At 71.8% G+C, this 21,944-nt stretch carries 15 protein-coding genes and 2 rRNA genes (1 of these 17 only partly in view); 6 read left to right on the top strand and 11 right to left on the bottom strand.

All coding sequences use genetic code 11. The annotated features are described in order from the left end of the window. Positions 1-11: 11 nt before the first annotated feature. Complete coding sequence (locus tag ACQEVB_RS18750; RefSeq protein WP_432972861.1) at positions 12-1,325, top strand: UDP-glucose dehydrogenase family protein; 1,314 nt, start codon at positions 12-14, stop codon at positions 1,323-1,325. Between the two features lie 73 nt (positions 1,326-1,398). Continuing rightward, a complete protein-coding gene (locus ACQEVB_RS18745; protein ID WP_432972858.1) occupies positions 1,399-2,436 on the top strand; it encodes a right-handed parallel beta-helix repeat-containing protein in 1,038 nt (345 codons plus the stop codon). A gap of 9 nt (positions 2,437-2,445) precedes the next feature. Here ACQEVB_RS18745 and ACQEVB_RS18740 read toward each other — a convergent pair whose 3' ends face one another. Genes ACQEVB_RS18740 through ACQEVB_RS18730 form a run of 3 tightly spaced genes read right to left on the bottom strand, consistent with a single transcriptional unit; the run spans position 2,446 to position 4,130 of the window. Then, a complete protein-coding gene (locus tag ACQEVB_RS18740; RefSeq protein WP_432972855.1) occupies positions 2,446-3,021 on the bottom strand; it encodes a mycothiol-dependent nitroreductase Rv2466c family protein in 576 nt (191 codons plus the stop codon). A gap of 29 nt (positions 3,022-3,050) precedes the next feature. Next, complete coding sequence (locus ACQEVB_RS18735; protein WP_432972852.1) at positions 3,051-3,833, bottom strand: endonuclease/exonuclease/phosphatase family protein; 783 nt, start codon at positions 3,831-3,833, stop codon at positions 3,051-3,053. 18 nt (positions 3,834-3,851) lie between these two features. Then, complete coding sequence (locus ACQEVB_RS18730) at positions 3,852-4,130, bottom strand: YciI family protein (RefSeq protein ID WP_432972849.1); 279 nt, start codon at positions 4,128-4,130, stop codon at positions 3,852-3,854. Positions 4,131-4,179: 49 nt separating this feature from the next. Here ACQEVB_RS18730 and ACQEVB_RS18725 point away from each other — a divergent pair, with 49 nt between their 5' ends. The 4 genes from ACQEVB_RS18725 to ACQEVB_RS18710 all read left to right on the top strand — a co-directional run bounded on the left by ACQEVB_RS18725 (position 4,180) and on the right by ACQEVB_RS18710 (position 7,791). Further along, on the top strand, positions 4,180-4,563 hold the full coding sequence (locus ACQEVB_RS18725; protein ID WP_432972846.1) for a globin: 384 nt from the start codon (positions 4,180-4,182) through the stop codon (positions 4,561-4,563). 36 nt (positions 4,564-4,599) lie between these two features. Beyond that, positions 4,600-6,141, top strand: coding sequence for an alpha-amylase family glycosyl hydrolase (locus ACQEVB_RS18720; RefSeq protein WP_432972843.1), 1,542 nt, complete (start codon positions 4,600-4,602; stop codon positions 6,139-6,141). A 301-nt stretch (positions 6,142-6,442) separates the two neighbouring features. Continuing rightward, positions 6,443-7,000 carry an ester cyclase gene (locus ACQEVB_RS18715; RefSeq protein WP_432972840.1) on the top strand — a complete coding sequence of 186 codons (558 nt, stop codon included), beginning with the start codon at positions 6,443-6,445 and terminating at the stop codon, positions 6,998-7,000. Then, complete coding sequence (locus ACQEVB_RS18710) at positions 6,997-7,791, top strand: MBL fold metallo-hydrolase (RefSeq protein ID WP_432972837.1); 795 nt, start codon at positions 6,997-6,999, stop codon at positions 7,789-7,791. Before ACQEVB_RS18715 ends, ACQEVB_RS18710 begins: the two co-directional genes overlap by 4 nt. Here the strand turns inward: ACQEVB_RS18710 and ACQEVB_RS18705 are convergent. The 8 genes from ACQEVB_RS18705 to ACQEVB_RS18670 form a co-directional block, all read right to left on the bottom strand. After that, a complete protein-coding gene (locus ACQEVB_RS18705) occupies positions 7,766-8,383 on the bottom strand; it encodes a hypothetical protein (protein ID WP_432972834.1) in 618 nt (205 codons plus the stop codon). The genes ACQEVB_RS18710 and ACQEVB_RS18705 overlap by 26 nt on opposite strands. Then, positions 8,380-8,814, bottom strand: coding sequence for an acyl-CoA thioesterase (locus tag ACQEVB_RS18700; RefSeq protein ID WP_432972831.1), 435 nt, complete (start codon positions 8,812-8,814; stop codon positions 8,380-8,382). The genes ACQEVB_RS18705 and ACQEVB_RS18700 overlap by 4 nt, the downstream gene beginning before the upstream one ends. Beyond that, complete coding sequence (locus ACQEVB_RS18695; protein ID WP_432972828.1) at positions 8,811-13,610, bottom strand: NAD-glutamate dehydrogenase; 4,800 nt, start codon at positions 13,608-13,610, stop codon at positions 8,811-8,813. Before ACQEVB_RS18695 ends, ACQEVB_RS18700 begins: the two co-directional genes overlap by 4 nt. 138 nt (positions 13,611-13,748) lie before the next feature. Next, complete coding sequence (locus ACQEVB_RS18690; RefSeq protein WP_432972825.1) at positions 13,749-17,756, bottom strand: hypothetical protein; 4,008 nt, start codon at positions 17,754-17,756, stop codon at positions 13,749-13,751. A gap of 110 nt (positions 17,757-17,866) precedes the next feature. Then, entirely contained in the window at positions 17,867-19,543 is a 1,677-nt protein-coding gene (ettA, locus tag ACQEVB_RS18685) for an energy-dependent translational throttle protein EttA (protein WP_432972822.1), read from the bottom strand. A 25-nt stretch (positions 19,544-19,568) separates the two neighbouring features. Further along, complete coding sequence (locus ACQEVB_RS18680) at positions 19,569-20,072, bottom strand: single-stranded DNA-binding protein (RefSeq protein WP_432972819.1); 504 nt, start codon at positions 20,070-20,072, stop codon at positions 19,569-19,571. 239 nt (positions 20,073-20,311) lie between these two features. Continuing rightward, a 5S ribosomal RNA gene (rrf, locus tag ACQEVB_RS18675) occupies positions 20,312-20,428 on the bottom strand. Positions 20,429-20,547: 119 nt separating this feature from the next. Further along, positions 20,548-21,944 (bottom strand): 23S ribosomal RNA (locus ACQEVB_RS18670) (it continues 1,728 nt past the right edge of the window).

Below are 21,944 nucleotides of genomic sequence, written 5' to 3'. Positions count from 1 at the left end.
AGGAGCCATCCGTGTTCGCACGACGGATCGCCGTCATCGGGACCGGTTACGTCGGGCTCACCACCGGAGCCTGCCTGGCCTCACTCGGCCACCACGTGGTCTGCGCCGACATCGACGAGGCCAAGATCGAACGCCTGCGCGCCGGGCGGGTGGACATCCTCGAACCCGGCCTGGCCGAGCTGGTCGGCGAAGGCATCGCCGCGGGTCGGCTGCGGTTCGTCGTCGGCGCGAGCGCCGCAGTGACCAGCGGCGGCCGGGGTGCGGAACTGCCCGCCGAGATCGTCTACCTGTGCGTCCCCACCCCCATGGGCGAAGGCGGCGCCGCCGACCTCGCCGCCGTCCGCGCCGTCGCCGACGAGGTCCGCGACCTGCTCCCACCCGGCTGCGTCGTGGTCAACAAGTCGACGGTGCCCGTCGGCACCGCCGCCACCACCCTGCAGATCCTCGACCGCCCCGACGTCGCCGTCGTGTCCAACCCGGAGTTCCTGCGCGAAGGCAGCGCCGTGCACGACTTCCTGCACCCCGACCGCATCGTCGTCGGCAGCGCCTCCCAGGAAGCCGCCGAACGCGTCGCCGCCCTCTACTCCCGCCTCGGCGCCCCCACCCTGCTCACCGACGCCGCCAGCGCCGAGATGGTCAAGTACGCCGCCAACTGCTTCCTGGCCATGAAGCTGTCGTTCGTCAACTCGTTGGCCGACCTGTGCGAACGCCTCGGCGCCGACGTCGTCGAAGTCACCGAAGGCATGGGCCACGACCGCCGCATCGGCCAGACCTTCCTCTCCCCCGGACCCGGCTGGGGCGGCTCCTGCTTCCCCAAGGACACCCACGCCCTGCTCCAGATCGCCGAGGCCGCCGGCATGGACTTCGACCTCGTCCGCGCCAGCCTCGCCGTCAACGAGAAGGCCCGCGCCCTCGTCGTCGACAAGGTGCGCACGGCCGTCGGCGGCACGCTGGCCGGTCGGCGCGTCGGCCTGCTCGGGCTCACGTTCAAGGCCGGCACCGACGACCTGCGCGACTCCCCCGCACTGGCCGTCGCGTCGCTGCTGCGGGCCGAGGGCGCCGAGCTCACGGGTTACGATCCAGCCCATCGGGTCGGCGTCCCCGGCGTGACCGACGACGTCACCGTCGTCGACGATCCGCTGACAGTGGCGAAGGAGGCGGACGCGCTCGTGGTGCTCACCGAGTGGCCCCAGTTCCGCACCCTCGACTGGAGCGCCCTGGCCGGGGTCACCACCACCCCCGTCGTGATCGACACCCGCAACCTCCTCGACGACGACATCCTCCGCCGCGCCGGCTTCACGTGGATCGGGGTGGGCCGCGGCTAGGAGCAGCACTGATCGGGTGGGGAACGGCCGGAACCGGCCCCGCGGACGGCGTCGATGGGCCACCATGGACGCCGTGATGATCGGTACGGCGGCACTGGCCGCGGCGGTGTGCGCCGCCGCCGTCTCGCTGTCCGCCGGTCCCGATCCGGCCCCGCGGCACGGTGAGCCGGCGCCGGTCGCCACCAGCGCCGCCGCCTCGGCACCGAACGCCGCGCGTCGCGCCCCCACCGCCGCTCCTGCGCCCGACCCGGACACCGCGCCCGTCACGCTGGTGGCCGGCCGCGGGCGACAAGTGGCCGTCCGCGACGACGACACCCTCGAGACCGCGCTGAACTCCGCCGCCCCCGGCGACGTGATCCGGCTGGCCCCCGGCCGGTACCGGCCGATCTCGATCACCCGCTCCGGCACGGCCGCCGCACCCATCACGCTCGCCGGACCCGCCGGCGCCGTGCTGGAGGGCAGCGACTCCGGCTACGCCGTCCACCTCGACGGCGCGTCGCACTGGCAGCTCACCGGGTTCACGGTCACCGGCGGCGAGAAGGGCGTCGTCGTCGACCAGGGGCAGCGCAACGTGCTCGACCGGCTCACCGTCGGCCGCACCGCCGAGGAGGGCATCCACTTCCGTTCGGCCTCCAGCGACAACGTGGTGCAGCACTCCCGCGTGCACGACACCGGTCTGGAGAAGCCCGAGTTCGGCGAGGGCGTCTACATCGGCAGCGCCAAGAGCAACTGGAGCAGGTACGTCGCCGGTGGTGGCCCGGACCTGTCGATGCGCAACCGCGTCCTCGACACCACGTTCGCCAACACCGCCGCCGAGAACGTCGACGTGAAGGAGGAGACGGCCGGCACCGTGCTCGCCCGCAACCTCTTCGACGGCTCGGGCGTGCAGGGCCGCAACAGCGCCGACTCCGTCGTCGACGTGAAGGGCTACGCCGCGACCGTGGTCGACAACGTCACCCATGGCAGCAGCGCTGCCCTGCACAACGTCATCGAGACGCACGTGATCACCGATCCGGCCACGTCCGGCTGCGGCAACACCTTCCGCAACAACACCGTGCGCGGCTTCGTCCCGACCGGCGCGCTCGTCGCCGTCGACCGGAAGTGCGGGTGACCGCGCTCGTCAGCGCTTGAGCTCGCGCAGCTGCGGCACCTGCGCCAGCAGCACGATCCCGTCCCACAGCCGCAGCGCCTCCGCCGCATCCGGCACGCCGGTGAGCACCGGCCCGAACACGGCACCCCGCACGCCGTCCGGTCCGGTGACGGCCAGGATCGGTGTACCGACACCCGGCCCGACGAGCGCCGTCGCGGCCGCGTGCGAGGCACGCAGCGCCGCGTCGTACTCCGTGGACCAGCCCGCGGCGGCCAGCTCGGCGGGCAGCCCGCACCGGGCCAGGGCGTCCGCCGGATCACCGATCCACTCGCCGTCGGTCCACAGCGCGTCGTGGAACCGGCCCAGCGCCGCCGAGCCGAACCTCGTCCGCACCGCGGTCGCGATCCGGGCCGGGATCCACAGGTAGCCTTCGTCGTCGCCCTCGGGGTCGACGTCGAGGTGCTCGTTCAGCACCTTCAGGCTCATGACCCGCCACTCGACGTCGATCGGGCGGGCCTCGGCGACCACGCCGAGCCACCGCGCGGTCAGCCGGCTGAGCGGGCACGCCGGGTCACTCCACAGATCGGCGGTCCACCGGTCGGCCATTCCGCGACCGTACGCGTGCGGGTGACGGGTCACGGTTCGCCGAGGTCGGCGAGCACCCCGTAGTGATCGCTGGCCTGCACGCCGTCACGCGGGGCGTCGAGCACCAGCCGGCAGTCGCGCACCCGGAGCCGCGCACCGCCGTGCTCGCCGCAGCGCACCAGCACGTAGTCGATCCGCCCGAACGGCCAGTCCTCGTCCATCAGCGGGTTCTCCGACGTGTACGTCGTGCCGGGCTCGCCGGGCCGCGCCGCCTCCCACGCGTCCCGGTAGCAGACGCTCGTGCCCTCCAGCGCGCAGCGACCCGTCCAGAAGCGGATGCTGTCGGCGGTCGGGTCGGCGTCGAGGTCGCCGGCCACGATCACCGGATCAGCGAGGTCCGGGCGCAGCCGCTCGATCTCCCGCGCCGCCCGGGCCGTCTGGACGCACCGTTCGTGCTCCAGGTCGAGGCGCCAGCTCGGGAAGTGGTTGACGACGAGCACCGGCCCGTCGGGGGTGGCGACGTCGGTCAGGAGCGTGGTGGCGGCGAAGCCCGCCGTCCGGGGCCCGGTCTGCTGGTCGATCTCGCCGACCGTGGTCAGTGGCCAGCGGCTCGCCGTCGAGATGCCCTGGCCGTCGGGTTCGCGGTGGCGGCCGTGCACCACGTGGACGGGGTCGACGACGCCGTCCAGGATCTCTGCGACCTGGTCGAGCCCGGGCCGGACCACCGTCTCCTGCAGCGTCAGCACGTCGGGTCGCAGCTCGGCCAGCGTCGCGCGCAGCACCTCCCGGCGGGCGGGCCAGTCGCCGCGCACTCCCCACACGTTCATCGTCATCAGGCGCACGCCCGGGACCTACCCGAATCGCACGACGCTCCACTCGACGATCCGGGGATCGGCCAGGCCTTCGAGGACGAACGGGTCCGCGGCGACGAACCGCTCCGCGTCCTCACGTGATCGGAAGATCCCCATCGATCCACCCGCCGGGTCCGGCGCGAGGAACGGGCCGAGCGCGATCAGACCGCCGCCGCTCGCGTGGAACTCCTCGTAGTAGCTCTTGTGGCGTGGGTAGACGTCCATGAGCCGATCACGGTCGACTCCTTCACGAACGGCGTAGAAGACAACGACCTCCATCCGCGGAGGCTACCGGTCCCTCCACGCGGCGGTGCGGGACAATGCAGGCGTGACCGAACCGCAGAACTTCTACGACGAGGTGGGTGGCGCACCGACCTTCCACAAGATCGTCTCGCGCTTCTACGAGGAGGTCGCCGACGACGAGGTGCTGCGCCCGCTGTACCCGGAGGAGGACCTGGGCCCGGCGGAGGACCGGCTGCGCATGTTCCTCGAGCAGTACTGGGGTGGCCCGCGCACCTACTCCGACCAGCGCGGGCATCCGCGCCTGCGGATGCGGCACATGCCGTTCAAGGTCGGCCCCATCGAGCGCGACGCGTGGCTGCGCTGCATGCGCATCGCCGTCGACGAGGCCGGGCTGGACGAGGCGCACCGCGCCCAGCTGTGGCAGTACCTGCAGTACGCCGCCATGAGCATGATGAACTCCGACTTCTGAGGTCTTCCGGGCCAACGTTTGGCAGGATCGTCCATCGTGCAGCTACCGGCGCAGTGGTGGCGCGACGCCGTGATCTACCAGGTGTACGCGCGCAGCTTCGCCGACGCCGACGGCGACGGCGTCGGTGACCTCGACGGGGTCGCGTCGCGGCTCGGCTACGTCGAGCTGCTGGGCGCCGACGCGGTGCTGCTCACGCCGATCTTCACCTCCCCCATGGCCGACCACGGCTACGACGTGGCCGACCCGCGCGACGTCGACCCGGTGTTCGGTGATCTGGCCGGGTTCGACACCTTGGTCGACCGCGTGCACGAGCACGGCCTGCGGCTGCTGCTCGACATCGTGCCCAACCACACCTCGGTGCAGCACGAGTGGTTCCGCGCCGCCCTGTCCTCGGCGCCCGGCAGCCCCGAGCGGTCCCGGTACCACTTCCGCCCGGGCCGCGGACCCGACGGCGCCACCCCGCCCAATGGCTGGACCAGCATGTTCGGCGGCCCGGCCTGGACGCGCGTCGCCGACGCCGACGACCGGCCCGAGGAGTGGTACCTGCACCTGTTCGCCCCGGAGCAGCCCGACCTGAACTGGACGAACCCTGAGGTCTGGGCCGACCTGGAGAAGACCATGCGGTTCTGGCTCGACCGCGGCGTCGACGGGTTCCGCGTCGAGGGCGCCCACAGCATGAGCAAGCCGGCGTCGCTGACCGACGCGGCGTCGGCCCGCATCCGCCCGTTCGACCAGCCGCCGGTGCACGACATCCACCGCATGATCCGCTCGGTCGTCGACCACTACCCGGGCCGCGTCGTGATCGGCGACATCGGCCTGCCCGACGACGAGCGGTTCGCCGCCTACCTGCGCGACGACGAGCTGCACCTGGGCTTCTCCCGGGAGCTGGCGGTCACCCCGTTCGACGCCGACGCGATCCGGGAGACCGTGGAGCGCGCGCTCGCCGCGACCGCGTCGGTCGGCGCACCGCCGACCTGGGCGCTGGGGCACCACGACGTGAGCCGCGCGGTGACCCGCTACGGCGGCGGCGAGGTTGGCCGCTCGCGCGCACTGGCCATGGCGATGCTGACCATGGCCCTGCCCGGCACCGTGTTCGTGTACTACGGCGAGGAGCTGGGCCTGGTCGACGTCGACCTGCCGGACGAGGTGCTGCAGGACCCGCTGTGGGAGCGCTCCGGCCGCCGCGAGCGCGGCCGCGACGGCTACCGCGTCCCGATGCCGTGGGAAGGCACCGCGCCCGGCTACGGCTTCACCACCGGAGCGCCGTGGCTGCCCATGCCGGCCGCGTACGGGCAGCTGGTGGCCGACGAGCAGCTGGAGAGCACCGAGTCGATGCTCTCGGCCTACCGTGCGGCGATCGAGCTGCGCCGCAGCCACCCCGGCTTCGCCGGCGACGCCGTCGAGTGGTTCGGCGCCCCGCCCGGCTGCCTGGCGTTCCGCCGCTCGGGCTCGACCCTGGTCTGCGCCCTGAACGCCTCCACCGCCCCGGTCCCCCTGCCGCCCGGCGAGGTGCTGCTCGCGAGCGGGCCGCTGGAGTCGGGCGAGCTCCCCCCGGACACCGCGGCCTGGCTCGCCTGAGGAGTGCCGGCGGGAGTTGGCCGCTCACCGCCACGTCGCGCTGGTGGAACGGGCTGCGCAGCGACCAGGCCGACGAGCTCACCGGCGAGGCCGGGCACCGCACCTTCGTGATCGACGCCGAGCGGAATTGGCCACAGGACGTCACACAGGTTCCGGCCGTCTCACACAGGTTGCAACCTGTGTGCGATGGCCGCGCGGTGTGTGACGTCGCCCGCGCGGGCCTCCCCGCACCGTGCGAGCTACCCGGGACACCGCGCCGACTCCCCGCCCACCGCCGCCCGACGCAATAGGCTCGGTCAGCGTGACCGCCTTCACGCTCCCGCCCGAGCACGTTCTGCGGGCCCGGCAGAAGCTCGTCCTCGACCACTTCCACGACGAGGTGCGCCACGCCTGGGACGACGTGCTGGCCACCTTCCCGCACCCGCGCTACGAGCTGGTGGCCTCGATGACCGTGCACGACGGGGAGGAAGCCGTGCGCGGCTACTACGCGGACACTCGCCGGGCGTTCCCCGACCAGGACCACGAGATCATCGCGTTCCGGCACAGCGCCGACGCGGTGATCGTCGAGTTCTGGTTGACGGGCACCCAGCTCGGTCCCTACGGCGCGATCCCGGCCACGGGCGGGCGGCACCGCACGCGGATGACCGCGTACTTCGTGTTCGACGAGCACGAGAACCTCGTCGCCGAGCGCATCTACTTCGACCAGCTCAGCGTGCTCCGCCAGCTCCTGGGCAGCCTCGACCGGCGCAAGCCCCGCGACCTGCTCACACTCGCCCGCGCCGTGATCGGCATGCTGCGGATGGCGGGCCGCGAACCCGACCCGGCGCTCACCACGACGACCCCACCGGAGCTGTCATGAAGGTGCACCACCTCAACTGCGGCACGATGCGCCCGCCCGGCGCCGCCGTGGTCTGCCACGTGCTGCTGATCGAGACCGACGACGGCCTGGTGCTCGTCGACTCCGGGTACGGGCTGGCCGACCTCGCCGACCCCGGGAAGCGCCTGGGCGGCACCCGGCACCTCATGCGGCCCGCGCTCGACCCGGCGGAGACCGCGGTCCGCCAGGTCGAGCAGCTCGGCTTCACCGCAGCCGACGTCCGGCACATCCTGCTCACGCACCTCGACGCCGACCACGCCGGTGGGATCGCCGACTTCCCGGACGCCCAGGTGCACACGACCGCGGCGGAGTGGACGGCCGCCCGCAACCCGGCCACCGCCATCGAGCGCGCCCGCTACCGGCCTGTGGTGTGGGCGCACGGCCCGCGGGTCGTCACCCACGAGCCGCAGGGCGAGGCGTGGCGCGGGTTCCCCGCCGCCCGCCCGCTCGACGAGGTCGCCCCCGGCATCGCCATGATCGCGCTGCCCGGACACACCCGCGGGCACGCCGCGTACGCCGTCGAGCTGGACGACCGCACCGTGCTGCACGCCGGCGACGCGTTCTACCACCACAGCATCGTCGACGGGCAAGGTCGCCAGCCCGCCCTGCTCACGGTCATGGAACGGTTGGTCGCGCACGACTTCGCCCAGGTGCAGGACAACCACGCCCGCCTCGCCGAGCTGCACCGCGACCCGACCACGGGGGTCACCGTGGTCAGCGCCCACGACCCCGACCTGCTGGCCGAGGTCAGATCAGCAGCGGGAGCGCCGTGAGCCGCCGCCGGGCCACCGCGCCGTAACGGGCGTCCAGCCGCAGCCAGGAGCTGGTCGCCGACACCCGCACCGGCGCGGCGTCGGCGCCGATGAAACCCATCCCGGACAGCGCGAACAGGCAGCGCATCGGCACCTTCACCGTGATGCCCGCCCCGGTCACGGTGAGCACCGTCTGGTCGAGCAGCGACGTGGGTGGGCCGTGCGGGCCGGCGTTGTCGCGCGCCACCGCGAGACCGCGCTCGGTGAGCGCCTCCAGCTCCGCAGCGGGCACCTCGTCGACCAGCGTCCAGCCGGTGTCGGGCGGCAGGTCACCGGCCCACAGCCCGCCCCGGCCCGGGTCGACGGTCTCCGCCCGCTCCACCGTCAACGCCGTGAGCAGTGCCGACGCCGGCGCCGTCACGTCCGGCGGCTCGAGCTCGCCGGCGACGGTGCGGGTGGCGAGCACGTCGAACGGGGTGCTCGCCCACGCGCTCACCCGCCCGTCCCGGGCCCGCAGCCGCACCGTCGCGGCCGAGTCCAGGCGCACCACGCGCGCCACGAACGCGCCGAGGTCGGCCCGGTCGTCGGCGTCCGGAAGCGCCAGCGCGCTCATCCCGTCGCCTCCGCGAACCCGGCGAGGTAGTCCTTCTCCGCCGCCGAGAGCCGGCGCGGGCGCTGCGCGTCCATGTCGAAGAGCGCCATCCGCGTCCACGCGCGGATCGCCACCCGGTCCTCGGCGTCCGGGCCGTCGTGCACGTCGTAGAGGATGCGGAACGACGCCGCCCGGACCTCGTCGATCGCCATCGCGACGCGCAGCGTGCGGCCCGTGCGGTAGTTGACCTGGTGCCTGTACTCGACGTTCAACCCCGCCACCAGCAGGCCACCGCGGAACGACGTCCCGGCGCTCTCCGCCTTCGCCGTCCAGAGGAACGCGATGCGCGCCTCCTCCAGCAGGGTGACGGCGCGGGCGTTGTTGAGGTGGCCGTAGTCGTCGAGGTCGCTCCAGCGCATCGGCACCTGAGCGGCAAAACGTGCCTCCGTCATCGAGCGAGCCCCCGCAGCTGCCGCGACACCACCGACAGGGTGGCCAGGTCGAGCTGCCCCGCCTTGCCGATCTCGTGCAGCGCCGACCGGGCGCGCACCAGCCGCGACGCGTTCGCCCGCTCCCACCCGGCGATCGTGTCCTCGATCGACGCCTCCGGGCCGGCTTCGCGCATCGCGTCCAGCGTGATCGAGCGCAGCGACCCGTACAGGTCGTCACGCAGCGCCAGCCGAGCCAACGCGTGCCAGCGGTCGCCCCGCTCCAGCGCGCTCACCGACGTCAGCGCCAGATCGACGCCCAGGTGCTCGGACATCGCGTAGTACAGCGCAGCGACGTCACGCGGCTCCCGCGGCTCCCGGTCGTGCTCGGCCAGCTCGACCAGCTCCACGACGTCGAGCAGGCCGTAGGAGTACATGAGCGCACCGCAGCGGGCCGCGAGCTCGGGAGCGAGGCCCGCGCCCGTCAGCGCCGCGGTCGACTCGGCGACGACCTCGTGCTCCTTGCCCCGCAGCAGCTCGGGGATCTGGTCCTGGAGCTCCCGCACCGGCTTCGCGAACCGCGCGATGGCCGATCCGACGGTCAACGGCTGTGGGCGGTTGTTGAGGAACCACCGCGACGCACGGTCGAGCAGCCGCCGGGTCTCCAGCACCACCGAGTCCGACACGGCCGTCGGGATGTGCGGCTCCCGCAGCTGCTTCCACAGGGACGGCAGGTCGAAGACCGCGGTGGTGACCGCGTAGGCGCGCACGGCGTCGCTCGGGGACGCCGACAGCTCCTCGCCGAGGCGGAACGCGTACGTGATGCCCGCACCGTCGACCATCTCGTTGACCAGCAGTGTCGCGACGATCTCGCGGCGCAGCGGGTGCCCCGCGATGGCCTTGGGGAACCGCTCCCGGATCGGGCGCGGGAAGTACTCGGGGAGCCGGTCGGCGAACGCCGGCGTGTCGGGCAGGTCGGTCGCGAGCACCGCCGCGGTCAGGTCCAGCTTCGTGTGCGCGAGCAGGGTCGACAGCTCCGGGCTGGACAGGCCCGACCCCGCGGACTCCAGCGCGGCGAACCCGGCGTCGTCGGGCAGCACCTCGAGCTTGCGCACGAGTCCACGCCGGGACTCCAGGTCGCTGGTGAGCCGCGCGTGCACGCTCACCATCGACGGCGCGTGCGCCCGCGCGATCCCCAGCACGACGTTCTGGTCGGTGTTGTCGGCGAGCACCAGGCGGCTCACCTCGTCGGTCATCTCCGCCAGCACCGCGTTGCGGTCCTCGCGGGCGAGCTCGCCGGAGGCCACCAGCCGGTCCAGCAGGATCTTGATGTTGACCTCGTGGTCGGAGCAGTCCACGCCGGCCGAGTTGTCGATCGCGTCGGTGTTGATCTTGCCGCCGTTGCGGGCGAACTCGATGCGGCCCTTCTGCGTCAGCCCCAGGTTGCCGCCCTCGCCGACGACCTTGACGCGCAGCTCGCGACCGTCGGCGCGCACGCCGTCGTTGGTCTTGTCGCCCGCGGCCTCGTGCGGCTCGTCGGACGCCTTCACGTACGTGCCGATGCCGCCGTTCCACAGCAGGTCGGCCGGCGCGCGCAGGATCGCCGCGATCAGCTCCGGCGGGCTGAGCTTCTCCACCCCGTCGGCGATGCCGAGCGCCGCCCGCATCTCCGGGCCCACCGGCACCGACTTGGCGGTGCGCGGCCACACGCCACCACCCGCGCTGATCAGCGACCGGTCGTAGTCGTCCCACGACGAGCGCGGCAACGCGAACATCCGCTGCCGCTCGGCGAACGACGTGGCCGCGTCCGGGTTCGGGTCGACGAACACGTGCCGGTGGTCGAACGCCGCGAGCAGCCGGATGTGCTCCGACAGCAGCATGCCGTTGCCGAACACGTCACCGGACATGTCACCGATGCCGACGACGGTGAACTCCTCGGACTGGGTGTCCACGCCGAGCTCGCGGAAGTGCCGCTTCACGCTCTCCCACGCGCCCTTGGCGGTGATGCCCATGGCCTTGTGGTCGTAGCCGACCGAGCCGCCGGAGGCGAACGCGTCGCCCAGCCAGAACCCGTACGACGCGGCCACCTCGTTGGCCGTGTCGGAGAACTTGGCCGTGCCCTTGTCCGCTGCGACCACCAGGTAGGAGTCGTCGCCGTCGTGGCGCACCACGTCCGGCGGTGGCACCGTCTTGCCATCCACCAGGTTGTCGGTGATGTCGAGCAGCCCGGAGATGAACGTGCGGTAGCACGCCTCGACCTCCTCCGGCCCCTTCTCCGCGTTCCGCACGAAGAAGCCGCCCTTCGCGCCGACCGGCACGATCACGGCGTTCTTCACCGCCTGCGCCTTCACCAGGCCCAGGATCTCGGTGCGGAAGTCCTGCGGCCGGTCCGACCAGCGCAGCCCGCCGCGCGCGACCGCGCCGAACCGCAGGTGCACGCCCTCGACGCGGGGCGAGTACACGAAGATCTCGTACTTCGGCCGCGGCGCCGGCATGTCCGGCACCTGCGACGGGTCGAACTTGAACGACAGGAACGGCCGGTTGCGGTAGTAGTTCGTCCGCAGCGTCGCGGTGATCATGCCGAGGAACCCGCGCAGGATCCGGTCGCTGTCGAGGCCGGTCACGGCGTCGATGAGCTCGCGCACGCGGGCCAGCGCGGCCTCGCAGACGGCGTCGCGGTCGCCGGTGAGCGCCGGGTCGAACCTGGCCCGGAACAGCTCCACCAGAGCGCGCGCCACCGGTGTCTGCGCGAGCAGCGTGGTGGCCATGTACTGGTGCCCGTAGGGGCTGCCCAGCTGGCGGGCGTAGCGGGCGTACGCCCGCAGCACCGCAACCTCACGCCAGGCCAGCCCGGCCCGCAGCATCAGCGCGGAGAAGCCGTCGGACTCCGCGTCGCCGCTCCACGCCGCGCGGAACGACGAGCAGAAGCCGGCCTCGATGTCGTGGTCGGAGCGGCCCGCGGTCGCGGCCCGGGTCGGCTCGTCGAGGCGCAGGCCGAAGTCGTAGACGTGCACGCGCAGCCCGTCCGGACGGGTCAGCTCGGCCGGTCGCTCGTCGAGCACCTCGGTGCCCAGCTGCTGCAGCACCGGCAGCACCGCCGTCAGCGTCGCCGGCTCGCCGGCCAGGTAGAACGTGAACCGCCGGTCCTCGCCCGACGTGCCGGGGTACAGCCGCACCCCGATGTCGCCCGGGCCGGACAGCGCAGCGACGTGGCGCAGGTCCTCGACGGCCCGCTCCGGCGGCGCCACCGCCTTGTACGACTCGGGGATCCCGGGCAGCGCCGCGGTGATCTCCGCGGTGTCGCCGTCGCTGCCGCCGACGGCGCCGAGGAGGCGGTCCTCCCACGTGCGCACCGCCGCGCCCAGCTCGTCCTGCAGCGCCGTCAGATCGATCTCGTCGTCGCCCACCGCGTCGGGGTCGGTGTGCACCGTGAAGTGCACCTGCGCGAGCCGCGCCTCGCTGACCCGAGCGGTGTGGTCGACCGAGGTGCCGCCGAGCCGGCGCTGCAGCACGTCGGCCATCGCGAGGCGCGACGACGTCGTGTACCGGTCGCGGGGCAGGTAGACGAGGCAGGAGATGAACCGGCGGTACGGGTCGCGGTGCCCGAAGAACCGCACCGCGCGCCGGCCGATCACCGACAGCACGCCCATCGCGGTGTCGCGCAGCCGCTCCTCGGAAGCGCTGAACAGCTCCTCCCGCGGCAGCCCGGAGATCACCTCCAGCATCTGCTGGCCCGAGTACGACTCCAGTGGGAAGCCGGCGCCGCGGATCGCCGCGCGCACCCGCTGCTCCACCACCGGGATGTCGAGCACGCTCTCGTACAGCGCCGGCACCGTCAGCATCCCGACGAACCGGTCCTCGCCGGTCACCACGCCCTGGTCGTCGCGCTCCAGCACCGCGATCACGTACGGGTGCACCGCGCGGAGCGGGCTGGGCGCGCTGGCCCGGGTGACCACCACGTCGTCCTGGTCGCCGCCCGCCAGCAGTCCGCTGCGCGGGGCGAACGCGGCCGCCGCGGCGTCGTCGCGCAGGACCCCGAGGCCGGCGTCGCGCGCCGATCCGTCGGCCGCGTAACCGCGGTGGCCGAGGAAGGTGAAGTGCCCGTCGACCAGCCACTGCAGGAAACGGCCGATCTCCGCAGGCGGGGTGGCCGCGTCGGCGCGGCCGTGCTGCACGGTCAGGCGCTCGGCGGCCGAGCGGGCCCGGTCGACCATTGCCGTGCCGTCCCCGACAACGCGCCGCACGTTCGTGACCGCCTGCGTGACCGATCGCTGCAGCTCCTCCCGCGGTTCCGGCACGTGGTCGAGGTCGAGGTGGATCCACGACTCGACCACCGTGTCGGCCGGCGGATCGGCCGGGTCGGCGTCGCCCAGCACCTCGGCCAGCTTGCCGTCCGGACCGCGGCGAACCACGACGATGGGGTGGATGAGCCGGCGCACCTCTGCACCGGCCTTCGACACCGCCACCAGCACGGCGCCCACCAGGAACGGCATGTCGTCGGTGACGATCTCGACCGACCCGCCCGTCCGGTCCGCTCCGGGACGCACCTGGACCAGCGCCTCGCCCGGTGGACGTTCCGCGGCGAGCCGCAGGTGGTTCTCCGCGGCCACGTCCAGCTGTGGAAGCCGGTCGCCCGATCCGCCCCGCAGATCCGGGGCGTGGCGCGCGTAGAGCGCGCTCACGGCCGCCAGCTCCGGGTCGTTCGTGAGCGGGTGCTCCGCGTTCCGGCCTGTCACAGTGAACTCCGATGGTCGACGCTGGCCACCGTCCGGGTGGCCTCGGCGAGATTTCACCCTAGTGATGCGCGGCCAGCGTTCCATGCCCGGATCAGGGGCGTCCACAGCGCGCCATGGCGCACGTCGCGGCCCTCGCGACCTGCTCGTCGGGGCGCTCGCCCTGGCTCGCCGCCAGCCGCTCCGCCGCCGGTGGAATCGAGTCAGTGATCGAGTCAGAGAGCGTCAGATCGAGCGGTACGCGGCCAGCGCTCCGGCGAGCAGATCCGCGAGCCCGAGACCGTCGGCGTCGGCCGGCGTGAACGGCGCCTCCTCCGGGGCCGGCGCGGATGTGTCGGGTCTCACGCCCTCCTGCGCGGCTTGTGAGATTTCCTCCCGCATGGTGGGACGCTCGACGGGGCGCGGCGGAGGGCGCTCGAAGCCCGGTGCGGAGTCGGTCTCCTTCGTCCGCGCCCGACGCTCCGCGGTGCGGCCACCGTCGATGCGGTGCAGCAGCTGCGCACCCACCGGCCCGTCGACGTCGTGGACGGTGGCCCGCAGCTGCACACCGCGGATCTCCTCGCTCGCCGTGAACCCGGCGAGCAGCCCGGGCAGCGTCCGGTACATCCATCGGGTCGCGTCCGCGCCGGCCCAGCCCGGCAGGACGAGGGACAGCACGTCGGGCTCGTCGAACCGCACACGCGACCCGGTGGGCACGTGCTCGGCGACGAGCTCAGCGACCTCCCGGATCACCGTCGCCGCCCGGACGCCGGCGAACCGCCGCCCGTCCCTGGCCAGGTCGAGCACCACCGCGCAGCCGGCGGCCGCGCGATCCGCGGCGGGCGCCTCGGCCTCGGTGCCGCCGGCGGCATCGTCGGGCGGGAGCGGCATGCGCTGCGGCGCGACGGTCAGCCGCCGGGCGAGATCGGCCAGCGCATCCTTGGACACCGGCGCCTTGGGGGCGCGCAGCAGCGCGAACAGCGGATCCGTCTCGGCCGCCGCTCCGGACTCCGACTGACCCGCCGTCTCCCGCGGCTCGCGGCGCTCCCCGTTCCCGTCCGCGGACGGGCCGCCGGAGCCATGCCGTCCACGCGCCCCGGACAGGTCCAGCCCGGAGCGCTGCACCTGCCCCGCGCCTGCGCCGAGTCCTGAACGCTCGCGTGACCCGGCCAGGTCGGCCCTGGTCCCGGACCGTCCGGCTCCATCGGAGTCGCGGGAACCCCACGGTCCCTCGCCCGTCCCGAGGCCCGAACGATCCTGCTCCGAACGCCGCGCGCCCGCGCCATCACCAGACCGGTCTCGGCGCGCGCCCCGCGAGCCTGCGCCGCGTGAACCCCACGGCTCCTCGTCCGCCCCGGAGCCCGAACGATCCCTCTCCGGCGCGCCCGAGCGCCGCACACCTGCGCCATCGCCGGACCGCTCCCGGCCAGCACTTCCGGCGCCGGAGTCGCCCGCTCCACTGCGCGAACGATCCCGCTCCGACCGATCCAGCGGCCAGCTCTCATCGTCCGAACGCCGCACACCTGCGCCATCGCCGGGCCGATTCAACCGCACACCAGGCGCGTCGTCTGCGCCGCCAGGGGACCGGTCGCGGTCCGCATGCCGAGGGCCGCGGTCGGAGTCGCGGGAATCCCACGACTTCTCGCCGGCAGGTCTGCTCGAACGTTCCCGCTCCGGCCGGCTCAACGGCCAGACATCAGCATCCTCCGGCCCGCGATCCACGGCCTGGTCCTGTTCCGACGAATCGAACGGCCACCTGCCGCCCTCAGCGCCACCCGAGTGGCGCGCCGACCCGTGCTCGGTCAACCTCTCCCAGCCCGACCGGCCCAGGGGCCACGCGTCGGCTGAGAGGCCGTTCGACTCTCGCGACGTCATCGACGGGTCCCCGCTGCGATCGTCGAACCTGTCCAGCTCGGACCGGTCGGACGACCTGTCGTCGACGGACCGGCCAGGTGCGTGCGACCGCTGCCCACCCACGGTCGTCCGGTCGGAGCCATCGTCCGGATCGTTAGACCGGCCCGGCGGCCGTGCACCGTCCGCCGTACGTTTCCCGGACCGGTCGGCCCGGTGGTCTCCTCCGGTGGAGCCGGATCCGTTCCGCTCCGCCCGGCGACGGCCCGAGCGCCCACCATCGGGCGCCTCGTCCCGCGACCGTCGCGGCTCTCCCTGCCCGGGTCGATCGACCGACCCGGCGCGGTCCAGCTGCCACCGATCGTCGGCCGAGCGTCGAGTTGGCTCGCCCCCGGCGCCGGATGCCTCGCCGCGCCCCGCGGGTTCGTCGGTCTCCAGCCGGCCCAACGGCCAGGCCTCGGCCGCTCCACGTTCCGTGGACCCGTTCCGACCCGAGCGCCCCTGCGTCCCTCGCTCGTCGCCGGCCCCCGCACGGCTCACGGCGTCGTGACCGGCCGAACCGTTGGCCCGCGGAGCGCTGGTTCGGCGTCCCCACGTCGTCCACGGTCCGAGCGGATCGACGTCCACGTCCTCGGCGTCGCGGCCGGGCCGTCCACCCGGCTCGGCCCGACGCTTGCCGGACGCCGCGGCGTCCGCACCGCCACGACCCTCGGCCGCGGCGCGCCGACCCGGCCGGTCCGGGCCGGTGCGGTCACGGTCATCGCTCGCGAGGTCGCCGCGATCACGGACGCCGCTCGTCCCGTCCTCACCGGCGGTTCGCCCGTCGCCGTTCGGGCTGTCGGTCGAGCCGCCGCGGGTCGGCCCACTCGATCCGGCGCCGGAGGTCCGGCCGGTCATCGGACCCCACGTCCGGTCGAGGTCGTCGAGGGCGGTGCGCATCCACGACTCGATGTCGTCGCTGTCCGTGATCCGGTCGGCGGCAGTGTTCCCGGCCGCGTCCCCAGCAGGCGCTCGCCGGGCCGTCGCATCGTCCCGGACGGGTGCGCCGGGTCGTGCACCGTTCCGCGCCTCGCGACCGCGCAGCTGCGACGGATCCGGCTTCGCGTGCCGGGCAGGCCGAGCAGCGGTGTGATCGTGACCGTTGGTGGACCGGTCGGATCTGCGCACCTCACGCTGGGCGCCGCGACCAGCCGTCTCGGCCCCCGGGCCGTCCGTCACCCCGCGGTGGGCACCGTTCGACCAGGCTCCACCGGACCAGGGATTGGCAGCCGCGGTCGCCGCCTCGGCATCGGTCTGGTCGGGTCCGTCGGCAGGGTCTCCGGCCCACGGCGAGCCGGCGAACCACGAGATCCCGTCCGCCGACGACTCCGCGGGCAACGGACCGGCAGGCGCCGCCGGTGACTCCGATCCGAGCTGGGCCTCGACCGCGGCGATGAACCGCTGCTCGCGGTCGCGGTCGCGGTGCTGGGCGTCGACGCCGGCCTGGAACTCCGCCAGCGCCGCATCCAGCCGACCCGCCTTCTCGTGGATGGCGCCCAGCGCGGAGCGGCAGATCGCCTCCAGCTCCGGCGCGTCGCTGTCGGCGGCCTCCTGCGCGGCCGCGCCGAGCGCCGCCACGGTGTCGGCCATGTCCCTGACCCCGGCGAACGCGCTCACCACGGTGAGCTGCAGGAGCGCCCTCTGCCGACGGGGGCCCGGCGTCGTGCGCAGCAGCTCCGCAGCCAGCTCGGCCCGCTCGCGGGCGCGACGCGCGTCGCCGACGTCGATCAGAGCGGCGACCGACTCCGCGACCAGCGACAAGCGCAGATCGCGGTCACCGCCGGTGTCGTCGCCCAGCAGCCGCAGCCCTTCCTCCGCGAACTCGACCGCTGTGCGCGCCGCACCGTCGTGCCGGGCGATCGCCGCGCCGACGAGCACGACCTCCGCCCGCGCGATCCGGCCGGCCCGGTCGTCGGAGCAGTCCTCCCGCGCGGCCCGCAGCGCGGCCGTGCTCTCCACCGGATCGGTGGCCGACCGGGCCAGCGCGATCCGGGCCGCCGGACGCAGCGATCGGTCGGCGGCGCCCGAACCGACGCTGAGCACGGGCTCGACGAGCGTCCGCACGATCTCGGCCGCCCCGGCTCCGGCCGCGAGCAGAGCGAGCTCGACCCGCAGCCGACGCGCCGCTGGAGCGGTCAGCGCACCCGGACCCCACCGCCGCACGGTCGACAGCAGGTCGATCGCGGTGCGGCGACCGTCGCCGAACCGGCCCCGCGCGTCGAGGAAGACACCCGCCGCGGCGAGCCAACCGTTCCGGTCGTCAGCCGCAGCGGAAGCGTCCAGCGCCTGCGCGGCGATGGCAGCAGCCAGATCGGGACGCGCCGGGAGCAACGTCTCAGCGGCGGCAAGCAGGTCGACACCCACGTGACGTACCCACCTTCCTGGCAGCACGTGCCGCACGACGCCCATTCGGTGGGGGTGTGCCGCGACCGGAGGACCCGGACTGCACCCGACGGGCAGAAGCTTGCTTGCGGTCAGTCGCGAGTAAGCCTACGGTGCGTCACTCTGTGCGGTCGCGCCGCCTCCACCCCGAGACGCTGAACCTTGTTGGCCTCGTATGCTTCGAAGTTGCCCTCGAACCAGAACCACGAGGCCGGGTTCTCCTCCGTGCCCTCCCAGGCGAGGATGTGGGTGACCACCCGGTCGAGGAACCACCGGTCGTGGGAGATCACCACGGCACAGCCCGGGAACTGCTCCAGCGCGTTCTCCAGCGACGACAGCGTCTCGACGTCGAGGTCGTTGGTGGGCTCGTCGAGCAGGATCAAGTTGCCGCCGATCTTGAGCGTCAACGCCAGGTTGAGGCGGTTGCGCTCACCGCCGGACAGCACCCCCGCAGGCTTCTGCTGATCGGGCCCCTTGAAGCCGAACGCCGCCACGTAGGCGCGCGAGGGCATCTCGACGTTGCCGACCTTGATGTGATCGAGCCCGTCCGACACCACCTCCCACACCGTCTTGGTCGGGTCGATCCCGCCGCGGTTCTGGTCCACGTACGACAGCAGGACCGTCTCGCCGACGCGGACCGTGCCCGAGTCGGGCTTCTCCAGCCCGACGATCGTCTTGAACAACGTGGTCTTGCCGACCCCGTTGGGGCCGATCACCCCGACGATGCCGTTGCGCGGCAATGTGAAGGACAGGTCCTTGATCAGGACCCGCTCGTCGAAGCCCTTGTCGAGGTGGTCGACCTCCACCACGACGTTGCCGAGCCGCGGCCCCGCCGGGATCTGGATCTCCTCGAAGTCCAGCTTCCGGTGGCGTTCGGCCTCCGCAGCCATCTCCTCGTAGCGCTGCAGCCGGGCACGGCTCTTCGCCTGCCGCGCCTTGGCGCCCGACCGCACCCAGGCGAGCTCGTCGGCGAGCCGCTTCTGCAGCTTCGCGTCCTTGCGCCCCTGGACGGCGAGCCGCTCCGCCTTCTTCTCCAGGTACGTGGAGTAGTTGCCCTCGTAGCCGATGGCCCGCCCACGGTCGAGCTCCATGATCCACTGCGCCACGTTGTCGAGGAAGTAGCGGTCGTGGGTCACGGCGAGCACGGCGCCGGCGTAGCTCTCGAGGTGCTTCTCCAACCACAGCACGCTCTCGGCATCGAGGTGGTTGGTCGGCTCGTCGAGCAGCAGGAGATCCGGCTTGCTGAGCAGCAGCTTGCACAGCGCCACGCGGCGGCGCTCACCGCCGGACAGCTGCGTGACCGGCATGTCGGGCGGTGGGCACCGCAGCGCGTCCATCGCCTGCTCGAGCTGCGAGTCGATCTCCCACGCGTCGTTCGCGTCGAGGATCTCCTGCAGCTGCCCCATCTCCTCCATCAGCTCGTCGGAGTAGTCGGTCTCCAGCTGCTTAAGGATCGCGTTGTAGCGGTCGAGTTGCTGCTTGATCTCGCCGAGGCCTTCCTCGACGTTGCCGAGAACGGTCTTCTCCTCGTTGAGCGGAGGCTCCTGCTGGAGGATGCCGACAGTCGCCCCGGGAGCGAGCTGCGCGTCGCCGTTGTTGGCGTGCTCCAGCCCTGCCATGATCTTCAGAACAGTCGACTTGCCGGCCCCGTTCGGACCGACGACACCGATCTTCGCACCAGGCAGGAAGTTCAACGAGACGTCGTCGAGGATGACCTTGTCGCCGTGTGCCTTGCGGACCCGGCGCATGCTGTAGATGAACTCTGCCACTCCACGATCGTAGTTGCGGCGCGCCCTACGGCCTCATGGGCACCTCCGCCGCCGGACCGCCCGCTGCGGCGCCCACGAGCTCCCTCTCGGCGGCCACGGCCTCCCCGCCGGACCCGCGAGGCTCGCTCGCGCTGATGGCCTCCTGGCGCCCCGTTCCACGCCCGACCGGCTCGGCCCGCGTGACGACGGTGGTGCAGCGCGCCAGATCGGGCCCGATCGCCGTGGCGTCCAGCTCGACCACGGACGTGCGCCGGCCCTCGGGTGTCTCGTAATCCCGCGTGTGCATGCGGCCGCGCACGACGACCGGATCCCCCACCCTCAGCGAATGCTGGACGTTCTCCGCCAGGGATCGCCAGCAGCTCACCGAGAAGTAGACGGTGTCGCCGTCGACCCAGTTGCCGCTGGACCAGTCACGTCGTCGCTCGTTGCACGCGAGGCGGAAGGACGCCTTCGGCGGACCGTCGCCGAAGCGGTGGCTCGACACGATGGTGGCGACTCGGCCGACAGCGGTGACGATGGTCTCGTACATGGGGATTCTCCTCAGCTCGTGTCTCGTCCGGCTGACCCGGACGTATTCGAGCGTGCCCGCGTTGGAGACCCGCGCCAAGAGGGTCGTCATTTCTGTGGACAGCCACGTGCCGTTGGGGATGGATCGACGTCGTGGAACCGAAACTGTCGGTGCCGCGTGCGAAGATGGAGTCGCAGACCGTACGCAGACAGCAAGAAGGCCCCCGCGAAACTCGCGGGGGCCTTCTCGTTCACATTTGATGTCGGCGGCGACCTACTCTCCCACACCCTACCGAGTGCAGTACCATCGGCGCTGGAGTGCTTAGCTTCCGGGTTCGGGATGGGACCGGGCGTTCCCACTCCGCCATAACCACCGACAACACTATCCACAAATCAACCCCAACACCCACACCCAACAAAAGGGTGTCGATGTTCGGGCCGTGAGCACCACCACAGTGGTGTGCTCAGGGTCGCATAGTGGATGCAATAAACAAGTTGTGGTCAAGCCCTCGGCCTATTAGTACCAGTCAACTCCACCCCTCACGAGGCTTCCATCTCTGGCCTATCAACCCAGTGGTCTACTGGGAGCCTTACCCACTCAAGGTGGTGGGAGACCTCATCTTGGAACGAGCTTCCCGCTTAGATGCCTTCAGCGGTTATCCCTTCCGAACATAGCCAACCAGCCGTGCCCCTGGCGGGACAACTGGCACACCAGAGGTTCGTCCATCCCGGTCCTCTCGTACTAGGGACAGCCTTCCTCAAGTCTCCAACGCGCGCGGCGGATAGGGACCGAACTGTCTCACGACGTTCTAAACCCAGCTCGCGTACCGCTTTAATGGGCGAACAGCCCAACCCTTGGGACCTACTCCAGCCCCAGGATGCGACGAGCCGACATCGAGGTGCCAAACCATGCCGTCGATATGGACTCTTGGGCAAGATCAGCCTGTTATCCCCGGGGTACCTTTTATCCGTTGAGCGACACCCCTTCCACAAGGAGGTGCCGGATCACTAGTCCCGACTTTCGTCCCTGCTCGACCCGTCGGTCTCACAGTCAAGCTCCCTTGTGCACTTACACTCAACACCTGATTGCCAACCAGGCTGAGGGAACCTTTGGGCGCCTCCGTTACTCTTTGGGAGGCAACCGCCCCAGTTAAACTACCCACCAGGCACTGTCCCTGAACCAGATCATGGCCCGAGGTTAAGACATCCAATTCGACCAGAGTGGTATTTCAACAACGACTCCACAACCACTGGCGTGGCCACTTCACAGTCTCCCACCTATCCTACACAAGCCGAACCGAACACCAATACCAAGCTATAGTAAAGGTCCCGGGGTCTTTCCGTCCTGCCGCGCGTAACGAGCATCTTTACTCGTAGTGCAATTTCGCCGAGTCTGTGGTCGAGACAGCGCCCAAGTCGTTACGCCATTCGTGCAGGTCGGAACTTACCCGACAAGGAATTTCGCTACCTTAGGATGGTTATAGTTACCACCGCCGTTTACTGGCGCTTAAATTCTCCGCTTCGCCCCCAAAGGGACTAACAGGTCCTCTTAACGTTCCAGCACCGGGCAGGCGTCAGTCCGTATACATCGTCTTACGACTTCGCACGGACCTGTGTTTTTAGTAAACAGTCGCTTGGGCCTGGTCTCTGCGACCACCCACCGCTAGCCCGCAAGGAGCTTCACAGCAGATGGTCCTCCTTCTCCCGAAGTTACGGAGGTATTTTGCCGAATTCCTTAACCACAGTTCACTCGATCGCCTTGGTATTCTCTACCTGACCACCTGTGTCGGTTTAGGGTACGGGCCGCAACAGCACTCGCTAGAGGCTTTTCTCGGCAGCATGGGATCACTCTACTTCGCCTCAATCGGCTATGCATCACGTCTCACCCTTATAT

Origin of the sequence: Pseudonocardia sp. CA-107938 (assembly GCF_050936315.1) — a bacterium.
Lineage (GTDB): Bacteria > Actinomycetota > Actinomycetes > Mycobacteriales > Pseudonocardiaceae > Pseudonocardia.
Note: the sequence above shows the minus strand (reverse complement) of the source record. Positions and strands in the feature narration are given on the sequence as shown.